The 20876-nt window shown below is 61.7% G+C and carries 16 protein-coding genes; 10 read left to right on the top strand and 6 right to left on the bottom strand.

What is annotated here, in order from left to right; all coding sequences use genetic code 11:
- Nucleotides 1-16: 16 nt before the first annotated feature.
- From G7Y31_RS04705 to rho, 4 genes are all read right to left on the bottom strand, one after another.
- Complete coding sequence (locus G7Y31_RS04705; RefSeq protein ID WP_165009078.1) at nt 17-679, bottom strand: L-threonylcarbamoyladenylate synthase; 663 nt, start codon at nt 677-679, stop codon at nt 17-19.
- Between the two features lie 67 nt (nt 680-746).
- Nucleotides 747-1589, bottom strand: a complete 843-nt coding sequence (gene prmC / locus G7Y31_RS04700) for a peptide chain release factor N(5)-glutamine methyltransferase (RefSeq protein WP_165009076.1) — start codon at nt 1587-1589, stop codon at nt 747-749.
- A gap of 18 nt (nt 1590-1607) precedes the next feature.
- On the bottom strand, nt 1608-2684 hold the full coding sequence (prfA, locus tag G7Y31_RS04695) for a peptide chain release factor 1 (RefSeq protein ID WP_165009074.1): 1077 nt from the start codon (nt 2682-2684) through the stop codon (nt 1608-1610).
- Nucleotides 2684-4603 (bottom strand): transcription termination factor Rho, encoded by a 1920-nt coding sequence (gene rho / locus G7Y31_RS04690; RefSeq protein ID WP_165009071.1) that lies wholly within the window; start codon nt 4601-4603, stop codon nt 2684-2686. The genes prfA and rho overlap by 1 nt, the downstream gene beginning before the upstream one ends.
- A 484-nt stretch (nt 4604-5087) precedes the next feature.
- On the opposite strand from rho, the gene G7Y31_RS04685 reads away from it, so the two are divergent.
- From G7Y31_RS04685 to mobA, 5 genes are all read left to right on the top strand, one after another.
- Entirely contained in the window at nt 5088-6857 is a 1770-nt protein-coding gene (locus tag G7Y31_RS04685) for a long-chain fatty-acid--CoA ligase (RefSeq protein WP_165009069.1), read from the top strand.
- A gap of 142 nt (nt 6858-6999) precedes the next feature.
- A complete protein-coding gene (gene moaA / locus G7Y31_RS04680; protein WP_165009067.1) occupies nt 7000-8136 on the top strand; it encodes a GTP 3',8-cyclase MoaA in 1137 nt (378 codons plus the stop codon).
- A 26-nt stretch (nt 8137-8162) separates the two neighbouring features.
- The gene (locus G7Y31_RS04675) at nt 8163-9467 is read left to right on the top strand and encodes a molybdopterin molybdotransferase MoeA (protein WP_165009065.1); all 1305 of its coding nucleotides are present in this window, start codon (nt 8163-8165) and stop codon (nt 9465-9467) included.
- A gap of 18 nt (nt 9468-9485) precedes the next feature.
- Complete coding sequence (gene moaC, locus G7Y31_RS04670) at nt 9486-9965, top strand: cyclic pyranopterin monophosphate synthase MoaC (protein ID WP_165009063.1); 480 nt, start codon at nt 9486-9488, stop codon at nt 9963-9965.
- 2 nt (nt 9966-9967) lie between these two features.
- The gene (mobA, locus tag G7Y31_RS04665; RefSeq protein WP_165009061.1) at nt 9968-10540 is read left to right on the top strand and encodes a molybdenum cofactor guanylyltransferase; all 573 of its coding nucleotides are present in this window, start codon (nt 9968-9970) and stop codon (nt 10538-10540) included.
- 559 nt (nt 10541-11099) lie between these two features.
- On the opposite strand, the gene G7Y31_RS04660 is transcribed toward mobA, so the two are convergent.
- Together G7Y31_RS04660 and G7Y31_RS04655 are read right to left on the bottom strand one after the other, a co-directional pair.
- Nucleotides 11100-11552 (bottom strand): Panacea domain-containing protein, encoded by a 453-nt coding sequence (locus G7Y31_RS04660; protein WP_165009059.1) that lies wholly within the window; start codon nt 11550-11552, stop codon nt 11100-11102.
- A 183-nt stretch (nt 11553-11735) separates the two neighbouring features.
- The gene (locus G7Y31_RS04655; protein ID WP_165009057.1) at nt 11736-12212 is read right to left on the bottom strand and encodes a molybdopterin-binding protein; all 477 of its coding nucleotides are present in this window, start codon (nt 12210-12212) and stop codon (nt 11736-11738) included.
- Between the two features lie 285 nt (nt 12213-12497).
- On the opposite strand from G7Y31_RS04655, the gene G7Y31_RS04650 reads away from it, so the two are divergent.
- From G7Y31_RS04650 to narI, 5 genes are read left to right on the top strand one after another with little or no spacing between them, the layout of a single operon-like run.
- Nucleotides 12498-13823: a nitrate/nitrite transporter gene (locus tag G7Y31_RS04650; RefSeq protein ID WP_165009055.1), complete on the top strand. Its 1326-nt coding sequence runs from the start codon at nt 12498-12500 to the stop codon at nt 13821-13823.
- Nucleotides 13824-13859: 36 nt separating this feature from the next.
- The gene (locus G7Y31_RS04645) at nt 13860-17597 is read left to right on the top strand and encodes a nitrate reductase subunit alpha (RefSeq protein WP_165009053.1); all 3738 of its coding nucleotides are present in this window, start codon (nt 13860-13862) and stop codon (nt 17595-17597) included.
- Nucleotides 17597-19192 (top strand): nitrate reductase subunit beta, encoded by a 1596-nt coding sequence (gene narH / locus G7Y31_RS04640; protein WP_165009051.1) that lies wholly within the window; start codon nt 17597-17599, stop codon nt 19190-19192. The genes G7Y31_RS04645 and narH overlap by 1 nt, the downstream gene beginning before the upstream one ends.
- A gap of 9 nt (nt 19193-19201) precedes the next feature.
- Nucleotides 19202-20011, top strand: a complete 810-nt coding sequence (gene narJ, locus G7Y31_RS04635; RefSeq protein WP_165009050.1) for a nitrate reductase molybdenum cofactor assembly chaperone — start codon at nt 19202-19204, stop codon at nt 20009-20011.
- A 10-nt stretch (nt 20012-20021) separates the two neighbouring features.
- Complete coding sequence (gene narI / locus G7Y31_RS04630; RefSeq protein WP_165009048.1) at nt 20022-20804, top strand: respiratory nitrate reductase subunit gamma; 783 nt, start codon at nt 20022-20024, stop codon at nt 20802-20804.
- Nucleotides 20805-20876: the final 72 nt, after the last annotated feature.

Below are 20876 nucleotides of genomic sequence, written 5' to 3'. Positions count from 1 at the left end.
CAATGCCTGCTCGCTCTTAAGGGCGGGTGCGCAGCGTGTGCGCATCCCCGCCAATGACAGCACTGATGTCCTCAGCGCTTAGCGCCCCTTCACGCAGAAGGTACGGCCGGGACTGGGACAAGTCGATGATCGTCGACGGCTGGCCCACCTCAGCCACCCCGCCGTCCAGGTACACGGCCACTGCGGTGCTCAACTGTGCCTTGGCCTCCAGCGCCGTAGTCGCCGGGGGTTGGCCGGAGATATTCGCCGAGGACACCGCCATGGGCCCGACCTCGCGCAACAGCTCAATGGCCACCGGGTGCGCCGGCATCCGCAGCATCACGGTGCCGCGCGTATCCCCCAGATTCCAAGGCAATGACGGCGCCTGCTGCACCACAATTGACAGCCCGCCTGGCCAAAATGCCTCCACCAGTAACTGCATGGTCTCCGAAGCCGTGGCCACCAGCCCCTTGTACGTATCCCAGGAGCCCACCAGTACCGGCACGGGCATATCCGGCCCGCGCTGCTTGGTGGCCAACAGTGAGGCCACCGCCTGGTTGTCGAAGGCGTCGCAGCCCAGGCCATAAAGTGTATCCGTCGGCACAACCACCAGGCGGCCGCTGCGCACGGCGCGGGCTGCCTGTTCAATACCTTCCGCGCGGGTGTCCTCCCGCGCACAATCAAAGATCTGTGAGTCCATCACCCTTGTTACCTTTCGACTTTCCTACCCTACCCCGCGCCGACTGCCCGGCGAAGCACCGCTAGGCTCAGCGCCGCACCGCCGTGACAAAGCGCTCGCGCCCAGTTAAGTCCTTAAGCTTGCCGATGCCCCCAAAACTCCCGCTGGCAGCCAACTGCGCGCAGACCAGGTCCGCTGTGGCATCATCATGCTCTATTCCCACCTGCCCACCTGGGGCCAGCAGGCGCTCTAGCGTGGGCACCAGCTTGCGAATGACCTCCATGCCATCTGCTCCACCAAAGACCGCCATGTCCGGATCTGCGTAGACCTCCGGTTGCAAATCCTCACTGCGCGGCACATAGGGCGGGTTGGTGACAATCAGGTCTACCGTGCCGTCCAGCTCAGCCAAGGTCGCGGCCGCGCAGGCATCGCCTGCCAGCAACTCCACCCCAGCACCCGCCAGGTTACTGCGGGCATAGGCTAAGGCGGTATCGGCAAGCTCAACTGCCCACACCTGCGCCGCGGGCACATAGTGGGCCACATAGGCAGCCAGCGCGCCAGAGCCGGTGCACAAATCCACCACCCGCGGAGCAGTAACCTCAGCCAACTGGCGCACCGCCCAGTCCGCCAGCACCTCCGTCTCCGGGCGCGGAATGAACACCCCCGGCCCCACCGCCAACTCCAGGGGACCAAACCAGGCCACGCCCAAGATGTGCTGCAGTGGCTCCCGAGCCTCCCGCCGGGAAACCAAGGCCTCAAAGGCAACCTCAAAGCCGGGAATAGGCTCCTGGTCCAAGGGGATGTCCATGTGTCCGGTGTGGATCAGGTGCGCGCACAGAATCCGCGCGTCCCACTCGGGCGAGGCCACCCCAGCATGCTGGAGGCGCCCCGCGGCAACGCGAAGCGCCTGTCCATATGATTGATAAGCCATAGGCTTCCAGCTTAAGCCCTAGCCTTCGGCCTCCATGCGCTCGGCGCGCTCCTGGGCCTGCAAAGCCGCAATCAAATCCTGCAAATCACCATTGAGCACAGAGTCCAAGTTATTGGCCTTATACCCAATGCGGTGGTCTGTAATACGATTCTCCGGCCAGTTATAGGTGCGAATACGCTCCGAACGGTCCATGGTGCGCACCTGGGAGGCGCGCTGCTCGCCAGCCTCGGCCTCGCGGGCCTCGCGCTCCATCTGATCCAGACGGGCCTGCAGCACCTGCAGCGCGCGGGCCTTGTTCTGGATCTGGGAACGCTCCTTCTGGCAGGTCACCACCAGTCCGGTGGGCAGGTGGGTAATGCGCACCGCGGAGTCCGTGGTGTTCACCCCCTGGCCGCCCTTGCCGGAGGAACGGTAGACATCCACGCGGATGTCCTTCTCGTCGATATTGACCGACTCCACCTCGTCCGGCTCCGGGTAGACCAACACACCGGCCGCGGAGGTCTGAATGCGCCCCTGGGACTCAGTCACGGGCACGCGCTGCACGCGGTGCACGCCGCCTTCAAACTTAAACACCGACCACGCACCGTCGCGCGAGGGGGTCTTGGACTTGAAGGAAATGGACATGTCCTTCACACCGCCCAAGTCGGACTCGTTAAGACCTAAGACCTCCCAGGCAAACCCAGCCTTGTCCGCGTAGCGCTCATACATGCGCGCCAAGTCCCCGGCAAACAGCGCGGCCTCTTCGCCGCCTGCACCGGCCTTGATCTCCATGATGATGTCCTCAGAGTCATGCTCATCACGCGGAGCGAGCAAGTCCGCAAGCTTTTCTTCCAGGTCCAACACATGCGGGCCTAGGCGATCGACTTCCGCCTGAAACTCGTGGTCCTCATAAGCCATTTCCTTCGCGTCTGCTAGGTCCGTGCGGGCCTGCGTGAGCTCCTCATGCACCGCCACGATGGGGCGCAGCTCCGCATAACGCTTGGACAATTTGCGAAACAGCGTCTGGTCCCCGGCAACCTCCGGGTCCGCCATCTGCATCTCAATGCCCTGGTACTCAGAGACAATGTCATCGACCAGAGATACCTGGCTAGCCATTAGGAGTAATCCTCCTCGTTACCCGTAGCCGCCATGGGCGCGGAGCTGGCAATCTGCATGAGGAACTCGCCATTAGACCGCGTCTTCTTCAGCTGCTTGAGCAGCAACTCAATAGCGGAATACGAATCCAAGCCAGACAGAATGCGCCGCAGCTTAGTCATAATGCGGGCTTCCTCAGCCACCATCAGCAGCTCATCCTTACGAGTGCCCGAAGGATTGACGTCAACGGCCGGGAAGATCCGCCGCTCAGAAATGCCGCGGTCCAGCTTCAGCTCCGCGTTACCGGTGCCCTTGAATTCCTCGAAGATCACCGTGTCACCCGTAGAGCCGGTCTCCACCATGGCGGTGGCAATGATGGTCAGGGAACCGCCGTTTTCGATGTTGCGGGCAGCGCCCAGGAAGCGCTTTGGCGGATAGAGCGCGTTGGAATCCACACCACCGGACAGTATACGACCAGAGGCCGGGGAGGAGTTGTTGTAGGCGCGGCCCAAGCGGGTAATCGAGTCCAGCAGCACCACCACGTCTTCGCCCTGCTCCACCAAACGCTTAGCGCGCTCAATAGCCAGCTCTGCAACCCGGGTGTGCTCTGATGGTGGGCGGTCAAAGGTCGAGGAAATGACCTCGCCGCGCACAGAGCGCTGCATATCGGTGACTTCCTCCGGGCGCTCATCCACCAGCACCACCATCAGGTAGCACTCGGGGTTATTGGTTGCAATCGCATTGGCGATGTTTTGCAAGATGGTCGTCTTACCCGCCTTGGGCGGGGAGACGATCAGCGCACGCTGGCCCTTACCGATGGGCATGACCAAGTCAATCACGCGCGTGGTCAGGTTCTTCTGCTCCGTTTCCAGGCGCAGGCGCTGGTTTGGGTACAACGGAGTCAGCTTAGAAAACGCTGGCCGGTCCCGGGCCTCTGCCGGGGTCAGGCCATTGACGCTATCGACGTGCAGCAGCTGATTGTAGCGGCGGCGGTTGCGCCCATTGCCGTGGGTGTAATTGGCACCACCGGCCTTGACCTTGCCCACCAGGGCGTCACCCGGGCGCAGGCCCAAACGGCGCACCAAATTGCCATTGACAAAGACGTCCGAAGTACCTGGGCGGTAGCCGGTGGTGCGCAAGAAAGCGACATTGTTGTCCACCACGTCCAAAATGCCGGCCACCTGCTGGAGGTCATCACCTTCGCGCACCTGGTTATCGCGCCCACCGGCGTTGTTGCCCTGGTTAGCGTTCTGGTAATTGCCACCCTGTGCCTCACGCTGCTGGTTGCGGCGGTTGTTGCGGCGCCCCCGGCGGCCGCGGCGGCTGTTGCCGTCCTCTTCATCATCACCAAAGCGACGGTTGTCTGCCCCGGATTCCTCACGGTTATCTTGGCGGCTGTCCTGACGCAGCGGCGGGCGGCCCCGGCGGGAGCGGTTAGCGGAGTTCGCACCGCGCACCTCGCGGCCCTCCCGGTTGTCCTCCTGCTCCCCCTGGCCCGGCTGGCCAGCAGACCCAGCGGCAGACTGGGCGGAGTCACCTGCGGAGGAATCGGCAGACTGGGCAAAGCCCTCCTGGTCCCGGCGCGGACGGCCACGGCCCCGGCGCGCCTGGCTGCGAGTGCGGCCCTCGAGCTGGCGCCCACCGCGAGAGTCCTGACTATTCTCCCCTGCAGTAGCCTGTGCGTTAGTGGCCTCTGCCGTGGTGTGTGCAGCGGACTCGGTGGGGCGTGGTGCTGCCACACGCTCGGTGGCGTTCTCATTGGCCTTCAAGGTTGCGCGGCGCTTATCCCGCTCAGGCACCCGGCCGGTACGCAGGGCTTCCTGCAGCTCCCCCTTGCGCAGAGTGGAAATGCCCTTCATTCCCCGCTCTGCGGCTAATGCGCGCAATTCCGGCAGCTTCATGCCTGAATAATCTTGTGCGGCGTTGTCCGTTTGACTCACGGATGTCCTTTCGTTGTTCCCCGGGTAGCGCTGCGCCCGCCCGCGGCGGGGCCGGTACGGGGCCCTGACAAGTCTCTACAAAGTATGGGTGCGCAATTGATGTACGCATAAACGGACCGTGGGGGCTAGCGGCGACGACCTTGTGAGGTCCACCTTGGCCCCGCTGGAACCAGTGTCACGCTGACGCTTTGCTATGCAGACGCTGTGTAAGCGACCTATAAACTCTGTGCCAACCTCGCGGCGCCTGCGGTGCACAATGCGTTTCCCGCAAGCGGCGCGGAGTAGTAAACGTGACGGCGATTGCAATGCTGCGCGATAGTTCGCTGGCCCCTTCCCCAACCGCGGGGTGCACCCGCGAGGAAATTATTTGTGCGGCCTAACGCCCGCGCGCAATCGTGACCCCAGTATAAACCACCTTCCTGGCACTGTCATAGTGTGCCCCACTCTGGCAGGGTTGGCACAGGTTTTGGCTAAGGTTAGGGGCATGCTTTCCACAATGCAGGACATTCCTTTGAATATCTCTCGCATCCTGGAGTACGGCTCCAGCGTGCACGGGGAAACCCGCGTGACTACCTGGCATGGGGATTCCCAAGTGGAAGACCCCCAGGAGCTGTCCACTTTTGCCGGGGTAGGCGCGCGGGCTGCCGCGTGGGCGCATGCCCTGCATGAGGATTTGGGCGTTACAGGGGATGAGCGGGTGGCAACGCTGCTCTACAACTGTGCTGAGCATCTGGAGGTGATGTTTGGCACGTGCTGTAAGGGAGCGGTGTTTACTCCGCTAAACAAGCAGCTGATGAATGACCAGATCCGCCACATTATCAACCACTCACAGGCGCAGGTCATTGTGGCAGATCCGCGCTTAGCCACCCAGTTGGGCGCCATTTTGGTGGGCGCGCCGGAAGTGAAATCGGTGGTATTTACCGGCACTGGTCCGTTGGCGCAGTGCCGTGCAGCTATGCCCACTGGGGTGGCTACGTATTCCTATGAAGAACTCCTTGACGGCAAGTCCACCGTGTTTGCCTGGCCAGAGTTGGACGAGCGCACCGCGGCAGCACTGTGTTATTCCACCGGCACTACCGGCGCGCCGAAGGGTGTGGTCTATTCGCACCGCTCAATTTATCTGGAGGCCATGCAGCTGCGTTCTACGGATTCGCTGTCGGTTACCCACGGCGAGACCTTTTTGTGCTGCATCCCCATCTATCACGTGTTGTCCTGGGGTGTGCCTTTTGCCGCATTTATGACAGGAACTCCCCTGGTATTGCCGGACTCTGATGTCTCTGCGCCCACGTTGGCAAAGATGATTGCCTCCACGCACCCACGTGTGGCTCACGGCGTGCCGACGATTTGGATCCAGCTTTTTGTCCACTATCTGAAGAACCCCCCGGAGCGCATGTCCCTGACGGAGATTTTTGCCGGTGGCTCACCGGTTCCCCCACAGCTGATCAAGGTGTGGGAGGAGCGCTACGGCGTAGACATTATTCACGTCTGGGGGATGGCGGAGACCTCCACGGTGGGCTCCGTTTCTCGCCCACCGCAGGGCGCTAGTGGCGATGCCCGCTGGGCATATCGCATCTCCCAAGGTCGTATCCCGGCCTCCCTGCAATACCGGGTGGTCAATGACGGCCAGGTGGTGCCCAAAACAGACCGCAACTCCGGGGAAATCCAGGTGCGCGGCAATCTGGTCACCGCGTCCTATTATGACTCCCCCACGGCTGCCCCTGGGGGCGGTGCCAGCGAATTTCGTGGCAAGCCCGTAGAAAACGCCGCCGCGAAGTTTACGGCCGATGGTTGGCTGCGTACTGGCGATGTTGGCTCAGTTACCGAAGATGGCTTCCTCACCGTCGAAGACCGTGCGCGGGATGTAATCCGCTCCGGCGGCGAGTGGATCTATTCCGTACAGCTGGAGAATCTGATCATGAGCGCCGATGAGGTGGTCGAGGCCGCCGTCATTGGCTATCCCGATAAGAAGTGGGGCGAGCGCCCCCTGGCGGTGACTGTCTTAACCCCAGAGACCAGCCCCACCATTGAAACTGCCGAGGCCCTGCGTGAGCGCCTTGCTCAAGAACTACCCCGGTGGATGCTGCCGGAGTACTGGGCCTTTACAAAGAGCATTGATAAGACCTCCGTGGGCAAGTTTGATAAGAAGGACCTGCGCATTCACCTAGCCGAGGGGGACTTCAACATCATTCGCTTAGAAGGCCCCGGGCAGCGATACCGGGAAGAATACGACGATTTCGAGTCCGAGGAATACTAGGCAGTACTGGCAAACACCGGCCAGCACTGGGCAGCACTGGGCAGCACTGGGCAGCGCCAGGCTGCGCCCTACCCCGGCACCGGAATTTACCCCATAACTTCCGTGTTAAATTGGGTAGGTAGTCGTCTACAGTAGGAGCCCTATGACACCGCCTTTGGATACGCCGTCGACTGCACTGCCGCTACCGCACCCACTAGTGCGCTCGCAGCCCGCGGCGCCGCCCTCAGCGCAGCCCGCGGCGCCACCCAAACAAACACCCCAAACGCTCATCGACCGCTACGGCCGGGTGGCCAAGGACTTGCGGGTGTCACTGACTGACCGCTGCAATCTGCGCTGTACCTATTGCATGCCAGCCGAAGGCCTAGAGTGGATCCCTACTCCACAAACACTGACAGATGCCGAAACCATCCGGCTCATTGCCCTAGGCGTAAACCAGCTGGGCATTGAACAGGTCCGTTTTACCGGTGGGGAGCCGCTGCTGCGCAAGTCCTTAGAAGACATCATCGCCGCGACCAAAGACCTGCGTACCGCGGCTGGTACTGCCCCCACGGTGGCGCTGACCACCAATGGCTTGGGACTCGACCGGCGAGCTGCTGGACTCAAAGCCGCCGGCCTGGACCGCGTCAATATCTCCCTGGACACCCTGGACAGGGAGCTCTACGCGCGACTGACTCGCCGCGACCGCTTACCCGGAGTCCTCGCGGCCATCGATGCCGCCCTGGAGGCAAACTTCTCCCCGGTAAAAATCAATGCCGTCATCATGCCCGGGGTTAACGAGGATTCTATTCTGCCCCTGGCTCATTTTGCTTTGTCACGCGGTGCCCAGCTGCGCTTCATTGAGCAGATGCCGCTGGGTCCGCGCTCACAGTGGCGCCGCGAGCAGATGGTTACCGCCGATGACATCCTGGCCACCTTGGCCAAAGACTTTGCGCTCACCCCGGCTACCCAGCCACGTGGTTCCGCCCCCGCCGCACTGTGGGAGGCCACCCCACGCACAGCGTCCGCCACCCCAGCCGGGCAGCTGGGCGTGATTGCCTCGGTGTCCTATTCTTTTTGTGGCGACTGCGATCGCACCCGCCTGACCACCGATGGCGCCGTGCGCAATTGCCTCTTTGGCAATTCGGAGACCTCCCTGCGCGACCTCATGCGCGCCGGCGCCAGTGACGCCGAACTAGCACAAGCCTGGGCCGGGGAGATGTGGCGTAAACTTCCCGGCCATGGCGTCAATGATGAAGGATTCCTCCAGCCCGACCGCCCCATGTCCGCCATCGGCGGCTAGTCCCACCCACACCCCAAGGCACCATCATGTCCCATTCTTCCGGCCAGTCCGGCGCCACCTCCCCGGAGGCCTACTACCAGCGCGTGATGCAGCTGTGCAGCCAGGCTGCCCCCACCGCTACCGCGCACATTCCCGTTGATGTCTTCGCCTGCGGCCGTGTCCTAGCCGCCGATGTGCGCGCTACCTGGCCGGTGCCCCCGCACGCCAATTCCGCCATGGATGGCTTCCTGGTCCACCGCGCCGATCTGCCCGCCGCCGGCGCCGGGCCGCGCTCACTTGCCGTGTGCGGCGATGTACCCGCCGGTTCCGCCCCACAGCTTCCCGCCCCCGGCCAGGCCGTGCGTATTATGACCGGCGCCCCCATCCCTGAGTTTCCTGCTCAGCTTGCCGATACCCCCGATCTCCTCGTTGTCCCCGTCGAGGACACTGATGTCCCCGCCGGCCCCGGACCGCTGCCCAGTGAGGTGACCATAAAGCGGGCTCCCCGCCGCAGCAATATCCGTGCCCGGGGCGAAAATCTGCAGCCGGGCGATGTGCTGGCTACCTCCGGATCGGTGGTGGATCCCGGAACCGTAGCCGCGCTCCTATCTGCCGGAGTATCCACCATTGCGGTACGCCCCAACTTGCGGGTGGCCATTATTTCCTCCGGCGCAGAGCTGCTCCCGCTCCACCCAGGCACACCGACACCACAGACCCTGCCTGCAGGAAAGATTCCCGATTCCAACGGCCCCATGCTCGCCGCTTTAGTCCGCGCAGCTGGGTATTCACAGCTAAGCACCCACCACAGTATCGATGATCCGCGTGCACTGCGAGGCCTCTTCGATAAACTCAGCGCCGACCACGACGTTATTCTGACCACCGGAGGAATTTCCGCCGGGGCCTTCGACGTGGTGCGCCACGTGCTGAGCACCAGCGAGCAATCCTGGTTTGGCCACTGCGCCCAAAAACCCGGCGCACCCCAGGGCCATGGCCTATGGAAGGACACCCCGGTACTTTGCCTGCCGGGCAACCCGGTGGCCGCCTTTGTCTCCTTCCACCTCTACCTCGCCCCCGCCTTAGCCCTACTCAGCGGCGCACAAGCCGCACCCACTCTGTGGGCGCGCCCACAACTATCCGCCCAGGCTGCCAGCGATTTCCCTGCCGCACCACCAGGTAAACTCGCCGTCGTTCCGGTATCCGTAGACTACAGTGGCGCCCGGCCGCAGGCAGTGGCTTATAGCAGCGGGGGCATCGGCAGTCACTTCGTAGCCTCCCTGGCCGGTACCACAGCGCTGGCAGCCTACGCCACGGCGGTGAGCGCCGGAGACCCGCTAGACATTTACCCTTTTTAGATTCGCAGAAGGATGGCAATGAAGTTTACTCACCTCAACGACGCCGGTGCCGCCTACATGGTCGACGTCACCGATAAACAACCTACCGTGCGATCAGCCACCGCACAGTGCGAGGTCCGCTGTTCCCCGGAGGTCATCGCCGCTTTGCGCGAAGGCCGCGTGCCCAAGGGTGATGTGCTGGCCGTCGCCCGCATTGCCGGGATAGCCGCAGCCAAAAAGGTCCCGGAGCTCCTCCCCCTGGCGCACACCATCGGCGTGCACGGCTGTGCCGTCGAGGTAACCCTGCGTGAACAGGACGTATTCATTGAGGCCACCGTGCGCACCGCCGACCGCACCGGTGTGGAGATGGAGGCACTGACCGCCGTCAACGTTGCTGCCCTGGCCGTCATTGACATGGTCAAGGGCGTAGACCGCAGCGCATACATTCGCCGGGCAGGCATTACCGCCAAATCCGGCGGGCGCTCCGGGGACTGGACCCGCACCCTGCCGGAGGATTAGACATGCTCGGGGTAATTGTGTTGGCCGGCGGGCGCAATACGCGCATGAAGGGTACAGACAAGGCGGCCATTACCGTCGGCGGCGAACGCTTTATCGACCGCCTCTACCGGCAGCTTCCCGCCCACGCGTTGCCCATTGCGGTAACTCCCCGAGATATTGGCCATCCTCGCGTGTGTGAACAGCCCCCCTTCGGGGGCCCGGTGGCTGGCATCGCTGCCGGTGCCGCGTACCTGGCCCGTCACCCAGAGGTCAGTACCATTGCAGTCTTGTCTGCCGATGCCCCCGATTCTCCCCGCACCCTCCCCGCCCTGCAGGCCGCGCTCGACGCCGCTGGTAGTAGCGCCGACGTCGCCGTGTGTGCCGAAGCCGAGCATCTGCACCCCTTGTGCGCCCTTTGGCATGCCGATGCCCTCCACAGCGCCCTGCAGCAACTCGGGGACCCCCGCGATGTCTCCGCCAAACGACTACTCAGCCTTGCCCGCGGCCAGGTTGTGGTGCCTGATTGCGACTTTGCCCGCGACTATGACACCCCCACAGATGTCGCAGCCTACTCAGCTCGGCTGTCACTCCTCTAGCGCGACGCACATACCCATGAGTCAAGCCGGGGCGACACATTGAGCTAAGTGTGGCGCTTTTCCACGGGATACACTTCGTGTTGTTGGTCGTACCAGAGAATGCGAAACAGGCTTCCCGACCTAAACCCCCACAGCCTGCTCTTCGCATTCAGACGAAATCTAAAGACTCGTTCTTCATTGTCATCGAGAACACGCAGTCTTTCCTGCGCCACCGGAAGCAAGTCCGTAATTGCATGGTCATGATTCCGCTTATGCCCGTTAGATGTTTCGCTTTCACATTGCCGCCACGTCTTCTGCGTGAGCTCATCAAGAAACCTCAGAAGTTCCACAATTTCAATTGCGCTCAACTCCCACCGGCGCCATCGCTCGGGAGCAGGACCGTGATCTATTTCCCGTGCAGTCCAGCGAACACGCTCATCCTTATAAGTATCGCTGTTTGTTACGCTAGCAGGAAGGTGCTTGCCCCGGGTTGCCGGGATAACCGCAGGCACGTACTTACCTCCGGCGTTGTTTTGCTGGCGGGCAAGCTTCTTAGCATTGCGTTTCCCCCTGGACATGGCTACACAGCAGACGCCGACTGCAACGCACTATAGAAGTCTTGCATGACTTCTGGGCTGACTTCATTTCTAGAGGCCGCCCCATCCTCCACGCCCTCGCGTGCCTCACGCCATGGGCGTTCGCTGTGCGCTAGGTCGCTCAATTGCTGGCCACTGAGCTGGCCATAAGCCTCCAAAACAACATCAACGGTTTCTCGTTCCGACTCGTTGAGCCTTTCCGAGTCCCCGGGGAACATATCGACACTGGCCGTAAACTGCCCCCGGTGGCGGTCGTAGAGTTCGCGAGTTACCGGCCCATTTGCCCACGCCTCTATGCGCGCGTTAAAAAGTGGCCTCTCATCCCAGACTAAACTCCAGGCCTGGGCGTAATACACAAGTTTCTGCAGCTTCATCGTGCTCACTTCCCCACCCTGACGCTCCAAAATGTACCTAGCCACATCGTTAATGTGTGCCATGACTACCCCTTTCACTCACAGCGGCGATACAATGCCAGCTTTCACTCAGGTACTCCAATTATCCATGCATTTCACATTTCTAGCTACCCCCACTCCTAGCCACCCGTGGTGAAGCCCTGCCCTTAGACTGCGTGACAAACACTCGGGAGGGGCTGGCGGTGCGGGTGCAGGGGCATCGGCAAGCTAATGCTCACAGTGCCCCAACAAGCTCGGCAGGAGGGGCGTGACCACGCCCAGGACGTCGCGGACGGCCCCAGCAGAAGAAGCACTAGTGATAATCAGAGTTCCCTCATGGCTGGTCATGCCGATAATGCCCCGGGAGAGCCCGGCCTTTGCGGAGTGCTCCAGGCCTGCTAGCAGCACCTGGGTCTCCAGGCCATGCAGCCGCAACTGCACATATTTTTGTGTGACCTCCGGGGTCCAATTGCCTGCACGTACGCCGGTTCCGCCGATGAGCATAATGACCCGGTGGCCAGCGGCCAGTGCACCGGATAGAGCGGCGTCAATCTGGGCATAGTCCTCGGCCACCAGCTGGGCGGGTGCCACGCGGCAGCCTGCGGCGTGCAGGGCCTCGGCGGCAATCGAAGAGACGGTATCGGGCTTCTGCTTAGCCAAGATGCGATCGGAACAAATAATCACGGCGGCGGAGTGGGCGGTCATGGGAGCCTTTCTGTAGAAGTCAATAGTTGGGTGATAGTGCGGTCGGCGGGGGTTTGCAAACATGGTTTGGCTTAGGTGGGCAGGTTAGCAAATTCACAAAAGGTCCAGGTGAGACGGGGTGCGTGGGGACTTGGCGCGCCCACCTGCACAGTTGTTAGCTAGGCAGCATTTACGCAACACAGCCATGCCCTAATTATATACGGGTTTTCCTTGATTAAATCGTGGACTTTGGTTCCTCTTTGGGTACATTAAGGAAGGAATTAACTCCGACTTTAATGAGGGAAAATGACTACTCTTGACACCTCCGGAAGGGTCATCCAGGGCTGGTCCCCAGAAGAACCCGACCATTGGGATTCCCGCATCGCCTGGCGCACGCTGTGGATTTCCACCTTCGTCCTCATCATCGGCTTCGCCACCTGGTACCTGGTTTCCGCAGTGGCCCCCATGCTCAACCAGATCGGCTTCGACCTGAGCAAGTCCCAGCTCTACTGGCTGACCTCCATCGCCGGCCTATCCTGCGGCTTGTTCCGCCTGATTTTCATGTTCTTGCCGCCGATTATCGGCACGCGCAAGCTGGTCACCTTGTCCTCACTGCTGTTCATCATCCCCATGCTGGGCTGGTTCTTCGCAGTTCAAGACACCTCCACCCCGTACTGGTGGCTGCTGGCACTGTCCTTCCTCTCCGGCATTGGCGGCGGTGTCTTTTCGGGCTTTATGCCCTCGACCGGCTACTTCTTCCCCAAGCGCATGTCTGGCACGGCACTGGGCTTGCAAGCGGGAATCGGCAACTTTGGTATCTCCTTTATCCAGCTGGTAGCCCCCTGGCTGATGGGTTTTACCCTGCTGGGCATCGGTTTTGTGGCGCCGCAACGCACCACCGCCGGCCAAATCTACGTCCACAACCCGGCCATCTTCTTGGTGCCCTGGGCCATCGTGGGCGCAATCTTGGCCTGGACACTGCTCAAGGACGTCCCCGTCAAGGCCAACTTCCGCCAGCAGATCGACATCTTTGGTAACAAGAACACCTGGATCCTCACTGTGGTGTACTTGATGACCTTCGGCGCCTTCTCCGGCTTTGCCGCGCAAATGGCCTTGCTCATCAACCAGACCTTTGGCGCGGACTCCCAGTTTGCTGGGCAATTTGAGGATCTGCCCAAGGGCGCGGCCTTTGCCTTCCTGGGCCCGCTCATCGGCGCGCTGGTCCGCGCCCTGTGGGGTCCGCTGTGTGACAAGTTTGGCGGGGCTATCTGGACCTTCGTCGGCTGCGTGGGCATGACGGTCTTTACCGCCGTGGCAGCGCTCTTCCTCAACCCGACTGACCCTGACCAGTTCTGGTGGTTCCTGGGCGCGATGCTGACCATGTTCTTCTTCACCGGTCTAGGCAACGCGGGAACCTTCAAGCAAATGCCCATGATCCTGCCCCAACGTCAGGCAGGCGGCGTGATCGGCTGGACGGGGGCCATTGGAGCATTCGGCCCCTTCATCGTGGGCGTTCTACTGTCCCTGATGCCCGCGGCGACCTTCTTCTGGGGCTGCGTGGTCTACTTCGCGATTACCACCGTGTTGGTGTGGGTCTACTACGCCCGCCCCAACGCGCCATTCCCGGGCTAGCGCCCCACATTTACCTTCCACCTCAAGGAGTACCCCATGACTCACGTTGAGCCCGTTGACGGCAAAGTCAACCCCCTCTTCCAGCTGGGCGCCTACCTGCGCAAAGGCGAAACCAGCAAGTCCGGCCAACAGATTTTCTTGCAAGGCGGACGCCAAGCCGACGTCTTCTACCGCAACCGCTGGGCCTTCGACAAGATGGTCCGCTCCACCCACGGCGTGAACTGCACCGGTTCATGCTCGTGGAAGGTCTACGTCAAAGACGGCGTAATCACCTGGGAATCCCAGGCCGTGGACTACCCCACCACGGGCAATGATATGCCCGAGTACGAACCTCGCGGCTGCCCGCGTGGAGCATCTTTTTCCTGGTACACCTACTCGCCCACCCGCGTGCGTTACCCCTATGCCCGCGGCGTGCTGGTGGACATGTTCCGGGAGGAAAAGAAGCGCCACGACGGCGATGCGGTGCTGGCGTGGCGCGCCATTCAGGAAGACCCGGACAAGCGCCGGGCGTATATTTCCCAGCGCGGCAAGGGCGGGTTGATCCGCATATCCTATGAGGAGGCCATTGAGATGGCCGCGGCAGCCCACGTCTATACCCTGCGCAAATACGGCCCGGACCGCATCTTTGGATTTACGGTGATCCCGGCGATGTCCCAGGTCTCTTACGGGGCGGGCTCGCGCTTTTTGCAGATGATTGGCGGCGTGGCGCTGTCCTTCTACGACTGGTACGCGGACTTGCCGCCGGCCTCCCCGCAGACCTTCGGTGATCAGACGGACGTGCCGGAGTCTGGGGACTGGTACAACTCCTCCTACCTGATGATGTGGGGCTCAAACATTCCGGTGACTCGTACTCCGGATGCCCACTTCATGGTGGAAGCCCGCTACAAGGGCACCAAGGTGGTGGTGGTCTCCCCGGATTTCGCGGATAACACGAAGTTCGCTGATGAGTGGGCCCGTATTGAGCCGGGCACGGATGCCGCGCTGGCCTTCGCGATGGGCCACGTCATTTTGAGTAAGTTCCACGTTGAGCGCCAGGAGCCGTACTTCCTTAACTACATGCGCAAGTACACAGACTCGCCGTTCTTGGTGGAGTTGGACCGCCGCGAGGACGGCACTTATACCCCTGGCAAGTTTGTTACTGCAGCTCAGCTTGCCGATGTCACCCTGTCCTCCAGCCCCAATGCCGCCTCCCGCACCGTGGTGATGGAGGCCGATGGTCGCGTGGTCGATCCGGGCGGGACGATGGCGGACCGCTGGGATATGGACTCGGCAAAGTGGAATTTGTCTCTGGATAACGCAGATCCGGTGATGTCGATTGCCCAGACGGATGCGTTTGCTACCGCGGAGGTGCTCTTCCCGCGCTTTGATTTGGACGCACACCCGGAGGAGTCGGGCGCGATGGGTCCCATCGGGGCGGGCGTGGTTCACCGCGGTGTGCCGGTGCGAGAAGTCGACGGCATGCTGGTGACTACGGTCTATGACTTGATGTTGGCGCACTATGGGGTCAACCGGGCGGAATTGAACCTGCCGGGCTCGTGGCCGCGAGACTTTTTTGATGCTTCTGAGGTGGGCACCCCGGCATGGCAGGAGGAGCTCACGGGAGTGCCCGCAGAAACAGCCATTCGCATTGGCCGGGAGTTTGCCCAGAATGCGGCGGAGTCGAAGGGCCGCTCCCAGATCATCATGGGCGCCGGCGTCAACCACTACTTCCACGCCGATACCATCTACCGCACCTTCCTGGCGCTGACCTCCATGTGCGGTACCCAGGGCGTCAATGGTGGCGGCTGGGCCCACTATGTGGGCCAAGAGAAGCTGCGCCCGATTAATGGCTGGACGCAGTGGGCGATGGCTGCGGACTGGCAGCGCCCGCCGCGGCACATGATTTCGACTGGCTTCTACTACTTCGCCACCGAGCAGTACCGCTACGACAATTCCCACGCGGCCCACCTGGGCTCACCGCTGGCTAGCCGCGGGGTGATTGGCGACAAGATGGTCTCTGACACCATGGCAGAGGCCATGCGTCGCGGCTGGATGCCGGCCTACCCACAGTTCAACCGCAATAACTTGCAGATTGCCCAAGATGCTGCTGTGGCGGGCAAAAAGATTGAGGACTACGTGGTGGAGCAGCTGGGATCTGGCGAGCTGGAGTTTTCCTACGATAATCCTTCAGCTGAGGAGAACTGGCCGCGTATTTTGCTCAACTGGCGCACCAACTTGCTGGGTTCTTCTGCAAAGGGTACGGAGTTCTTCCTGCGCCACCTGCTGGGCATCGACAGTGATGCCACCGCAGCAGAGCTGGCCCCGCATGAGCGGCCCAAGACGATCAACTGGGTAGAACAGGCCCCCGAGGGCAAGCTAGATTTGATGCTGACCACGGACTTCCGCAATACCTCCACCACGCTGGTCTCTGACATCATTTTGCCGGCCGCGACCTGGTATGAAAAGCACGACATGTCCTCCACGGACATGCACCCCTACCTGCACTCCTTCAACGCGGCAATTAACCCGCCGTGGGAGGCACGCACGGACTTTGAGGTCTTTAGGGATCTCTCGGCCTCCTTGTCGGCTATGGCGGTGAAGTGGTTGGGGGTCCAAACAGACATTGTCACCCAGCCCAGCCACCATGACTCCCCGGATGAGATGGGGATGCCACGCGGCATCGTCCCGGACGTTGACCGTAAGAACCTGGTGCCGGGCAAGACCATGCCCAAGCTGCACACCATCGAGCGTGACTACACCAAGATTTATGAGAAGTGGACCCACCTGGGCCCACTGCCAGCCAAGGCTGGCACGGGCGTGCATGGCACCAAGTTCTCCGTGGAAAAGCAGGTCAAGGAGCTAGAGCTCATTTGCGGCACCTCGCAGACCTCCATGGGCCAGCTGGTGGACCTGACCAAGGACACCAAAGTCATCGACGCCATCTTGCACCTCTCCGGTGTGTCCAATGGCGAGCTGGCTAAGCAAGGCTTTGAGTTCTTGTCTTCGCGTACCGGCAAGGACCTGACCCCGCTGGGTGCAACGGATGAGGATGTGCGCATTACCTGGGACGCCATCAAGGAGCGCCCCACCGAGGTCATCACTTCCCCGGAGTGGACGGCAGACAAGCGCAACAAGCGCCGTTACACGGCGTTTAGCATCAACGTGGAGTTTGATAAGCCCTGGCACACCATCACCGGGCGCATGCACTACTACGTGGACCATGACTGGTTCCTGGACTACGGCGAGGCCCTGCCAGTCTTCCGTCCGCCGCTGGACCATGTGCGCATGCACGGCGAGTTTGCCCCGGGTCAAACCCTGCACAATGAGCGCGGGGAGGTCGAAGTCACGCTGCGCTACCTGACTACCCATAACAAGTGGTCCATTCACTCGCAGTACTTCGATAACCTCCACGTGTTGTCCATTTCCCGCGGCGGCCAGGTGGTGTGGATGTCTGATAAGGACGCCGCCAAGATCGGCGTCAAGGACAACGAGTGGGTGGAGGTCTACAACCGCAATGGTGTGGTCTCGGCGCGCGCCATTGTCTCCCACCGCATTCCGGAGGGCACAATGATTTGCAATCACGCCCAGGAACGCACGGTGGGCACCCCGCTCAATGAGCACACCGGACGGCGCGGTGGTACCCATAATTCACTCACGCGCATCTCCATCAAGCCGGTCCACATTGCTGGCGGCTACGGCCAGCTGACCTACCACTTCAACTACATCGGCCCAACTGGCAACAACCGTGACGAGGTCACGCGCGTTCGCCGCCGTTCACAGGAGGTAACCTACTAATGAAGGTCATGGCCCAAATCTCCATGATTATGAACCTGGACAAGTGCATCGGCTGCCACACGTGCTCGGTGACGTGCAAGCAGGCCTGGACCAACCGGGAAGGCACGGAATACATCTGGTTCAATAACGTCGAAACCCGCCCCGGTGTGGGCTACCCCCGCGGCTGGGAGGACCAGGATAAGTGGAAGGGCGGCTGGGAGCGCACCTCTAATGGCAAGCTCAAGCCCAAGGCCGGTGGCCGGATAAAGAAGCTGGCCACGCTGTTCCACAACCCTAATCTGCCCACCATCCAGGACTACTACGAGCCGTGGAGCTACCAGTATGAGGATCTGATGGGTGCCCAGGCTGGCCAAAAGACCCAGCCCACCGCCAAGCCGGTGTCCCAAATTGATGGCCGCGAGATCAATAAGATCGAATGGTCTTCTAACTGGGACGATAACTTAGGCGGTTCTACTGCCACCCTGGACCAGGATCCCACGCTGCACCAGATGAACCTGCAGGTCAAAAAAGAGATTGAAGACTCTTTCATGTTCTATCTGCCGCGCATTTGTGAGCACTGCATGAACCCAACGTGCGTGTCCTCTTGTCCCTCGGGTGCAATGTACAAGCGCGCCGAGGACGGTATTGTCCTGGTGGACCAGGATCGCTGCCGCGGTTGGCGCATGTGTGTCTCCGGCTGCCCGTACAAGAAGGTCTACTTCAACCACAAGACCGGCAAGGCCGAAAAGTGCACTTTGTGCTACCCGCGCCTGGAGGTGGGCCAGCCCACCGTGTGCTCGGAGACGTGCGTGGGGCGCCTGCGCTACCTGGGCGTTATCCTCTACGATGCCGACCGCGTAGCAGAGGCTGCCGCTACCGAAAACGAGCAGGATCTTTTCGAGGCCCAGAAGTCCATCATGCTCAACCCGCATGACCCGGAAGTGGTCAAGGCGGCGCAGGCTGAGGGCATTCCGCACTCGTGGATTGATGCCGCACAAAACTCCCCCATCTACGATCTGATTTTCACCTACGGGGTAGCTTTGCCGCTGCACCCGGAGTACCGCACCTTGCCCATGGTCTGGTACATCCCGCCGCTGTCTCCCATCGTGGAGCAGGTTTCTGCCACGGGCAACGACGGCGAGGACCACAAGATCCTCTTCTCCGCGCTGTCCAACATGCGTATCCCCCTGGAGTACCTGGCTGGCCTGTTTACGGCGGGCGATACGGTCCCGGTGGAAAAGTCACTGCGCCGCTTGGTGGCTATGCGCTCCTACATGCGCGACATCAACCTGGGCAACCCGCCGCAAGAGGAGATCGCCGCAGCTGTGGGCATGACGGGTGCAGACATGGAGGCAATGTACCGGTTGCTATCCATTGCTAAGTATGACGACCGTTACGTCATCCCCACTGCCTCCCCGGAGACTCCGCGCGGGATATCCTCGCTGGATCCCTTTGGCAATATCGACCCCTCCCGGGCGGCCGATGAGGTCTTCCACGACCTGGGCATGGGCGCTCCGGAGGCTTGCACGCACGGGGCTGCAGCGGGCAGCGGCACGGTGTCGTTGCTGTCGTGGTCTGGAAAGCGCCCGGACGCGATGTTCCCGGCACGAAAGTAGGCCGGAGCCATGTCCCTTTTTGATAAGCTCGCCCGCCGTACTGCCTCTGGCGGTGCCCAGTCTGCCGATGCCCCACCTACCGCCACCCCAGCGGGCATCGGCAGCGGTGGCGGGGCGCGCGACGTGCAACGCACGCTGCGCACCCACACCGGTCAGGTGCCCACCCAGTTCATCGCGCCGGTGGAAATGAGCGCCCAACAGCGCAAGGTGGTGGCGATGGCGGCGTCGGTGCTGCTGCGCTACCCCGGCCCGGACTACCTGGCGCACTTGGCGGTGGTAGATGAGCAGGCGGCGACGCTGCCGCTGGCAGTGGCCAGTGACTTCATCGACTTCACATCCTGGGCGCGCGGTATAGGCGGGCGCGGCCTGGAAGAGCACTACGTGGAGACCTTTGATCAACGCCGCAGGTGCTCACTGTTTTTGTCCTATTACGCGGTGGGAGATACCCGCCAGCGTGGCATGGCTATCTTGTCTTTCCGCGAGCAGCTGGAGTCCCTGGGCTTTAGCGTGAGCGAAGATGAGCTCGCGGATCATCTGTGCGTGATTTTGGAGGCCGTTGGCCTTAGCGAGGGCGCAGCACATGAGCGTGCGGTAGAGCTTTTGGCTAGCCACCGCCAGGGCTTAGAGGTGCTACGTGCTGCGCTAACCCAGCTGGGTTCGCCCTATGCCAGCCTGATTATTGCTGTGTGCAAGGCGCTGCCTGAGGTAGACGCCGATACTGCGCAAAAGTACGTGGACCTGATCCGCACTGGACCTCCTGCGGAGATGGTCGGAATCGCGGACTTGCCCTTCCCCACTGCCCAACCCGATTTCATCTAAAGGACCCACCATGGATTATTTCACTAACTTCTTCTGGGGTGCCTTCCCGTGGCTGGCGATTGCCGCCTTCTTCGTGGGCATCTTCTGGCGCTGGCGTACGGACCAATTCGGTTGGACCACGCACTCATCCCAAATCTATGAGTCACGCTTGTTGCGGCTGTCTTCGCCGCTGTTCCACTGGGGCATGGTCTTTGTGATAATCGGCCACCTTATGGGTTTGGCCATCCCCAAAGACTGGACCCGCGCGGTGGGCATTTCTGATCCCGCCTATCACCTGATCGCCACAATTCCCGGCACCATTGCTGCTGCGGCGGTTGTGCTGGGCTTTGCGGGGTTGCTATACCGGCGCATCGTGAACAAGTCGGTGTTTTTGTCCACGTCGCGTTCGGACAAAGTCATGTACGTGTTCTTGGGCGCCGCGATACTCTCCGGCACTATCGCCACGGTAAGCACGCAGGTCTTTGGTGGCCCGCACGGATATGACTATCGCGAGACCATCTCTCCGTGGCTGCGGGATTTGTTGGTATTCAACCTGCACCCAGAGACCATGGCTGATGTTCCCTGGCAGTTCAAGGTGCACGTGCTGGCTGGTTTCACCATCATCGCCGTGTGGCCTTATACCCGCCTGGTGCACGCGTTTTCTGCCCCGGTAGGCTATGTCACCCGCCCGTATGTGGTCTACCGTTCCCGGGACCAGCGCGCAACGGACATGCGCTCCCACACCGCGTGGGAGCCGGTGCGCAATCACCGCTCCCAGCTGGACAAGTCTGAAACTCCCTCGCACGGCGCCTAAGCCCGTCGGGCGTCCGGCCCGTATGGCACGGGCGTCCCACCGGTGCGGAACGAACGTCCCGCCGGCAAGTCT

Origin of the sequence: Corynebacterium lizhenjunii (assembly GCF_011038655.2) — a bacterium.
Classification (GTDB): Bacteria; Actinomycetota; Actinomycetes; order Mycobacteriales; family Mycobacteriaceae; genus Corynebacterium; species Corynebacterium lizhenjunii.
Note: the sequence above shows the minus strand (reverse complement) of the source record. Positions and strands in the feature narration are given on the sequence as shown.

Excerpts from the sequence above, each read along its gene's own strand:
- G7Y31_RS04705 (WP_165009078.1), bottom strand. The coding sequence starts at position 679 with ATGGACTCACAGATCTTTGATTGTGCGCGGGAGGACACCCGCGCGGAA.
- prmC (WP_165009076.1), bottom strand. The coding sequence starts at position 1,589 with ATGGCTTATCAATCATATGGACAGGCGCTTCGCGTTGCCGCGGGGCGC.
- prfA (WP_165009074.1), bottom strand. The coding sequence starts at position 2,684 with ATGGCTAGCCAGGTATCTCTGGTCGATGACATTGTCTCTGAGTACCAG.
- G7Y31_RS04685 (WP_165009069.1), top strand. The coding sequence starts at position 5,088 with ATGCTTTCCACAATGCAGGACATTCCTTTGAATATCTCTCGCATCCTG.
- moaA (WP_165009067.1), top strand. The coding sequence starts at position 7,000 with ATGACACCGCCTTTGGATACGCCGTCGACTGCACTGCCGCTACCGCAC.
- G7Y31_RS04675 (WP_165009065.1), top strand. The coding sequence starts at position 8,163 with ATGTCCCATTCTTCCGGCCAGTCCGGCGCCACCTCCCCGGAGGCCTAC.
- moaC (WP_165009063.1), top strand. The coding sequence starts at position 9,486 with ATGAAGTTTACTCACCTCAACGACGCCGGTGCCGCCTACATGGTCGAC.
- mobA (WP_165009061.1), top strand. The coding sequence starts at position 9,968 with ATGCTCGGGGTAATTGTGTTGGCCGGCGGGCGCAATACGCGCATGAAG.
- G7Y31_RS04660 (WP_165009059.1), bottom strand. The coding sequence starts at position 11,552 with ATGGCACACATTAACGATGTGGCTAGGTACATTTTGGAGCGTCAGGGT.
- G7Y31_RS04655 (WP_165009057.1), bottom strand. The coding sequence starts at position 12,212 with ATGACCGCCCACTCCGCCGCCGTGATTATTTGTTCCGATCGCATCTTG.
- G7Y31_RS04650 (WP_165009055.1), top strand. The coding sequence starts at position 12,498 with ATGACTACTCTTGACACCTCCGGAAGGGTCATCCAGGGCTGGTCCCCA.
- G7Y31_RS04645 (WP_165009053.1), top strand. The coding sequence starts at position 13,860 with ATGACTCACGTTGAGCCCGTTGACGGCAAAGTCAACCCCCTCTTCCAG.
- narH (WP_165009051.1), top strand. The coding sequence starts at position 17,597 with ATGAAGGTCATGGCCCAAATCTCCATGATTATGAACCTGGACAAGTGC.
- narJ (WP_165009050.1), top strand. The coding sequence starts at position 19,202 with ATGTCCCTTTTTGATAAGCTCGCCCGCCGTACTGCCTCTGGCGGTGCC.
- narI (WP_165009048.1), top strand. The coding sequence starts at position 20,022 with ATGGATTATTTCACTAACTTCTTCTGGGGTGCCTTCCCGTGGCTGGCG.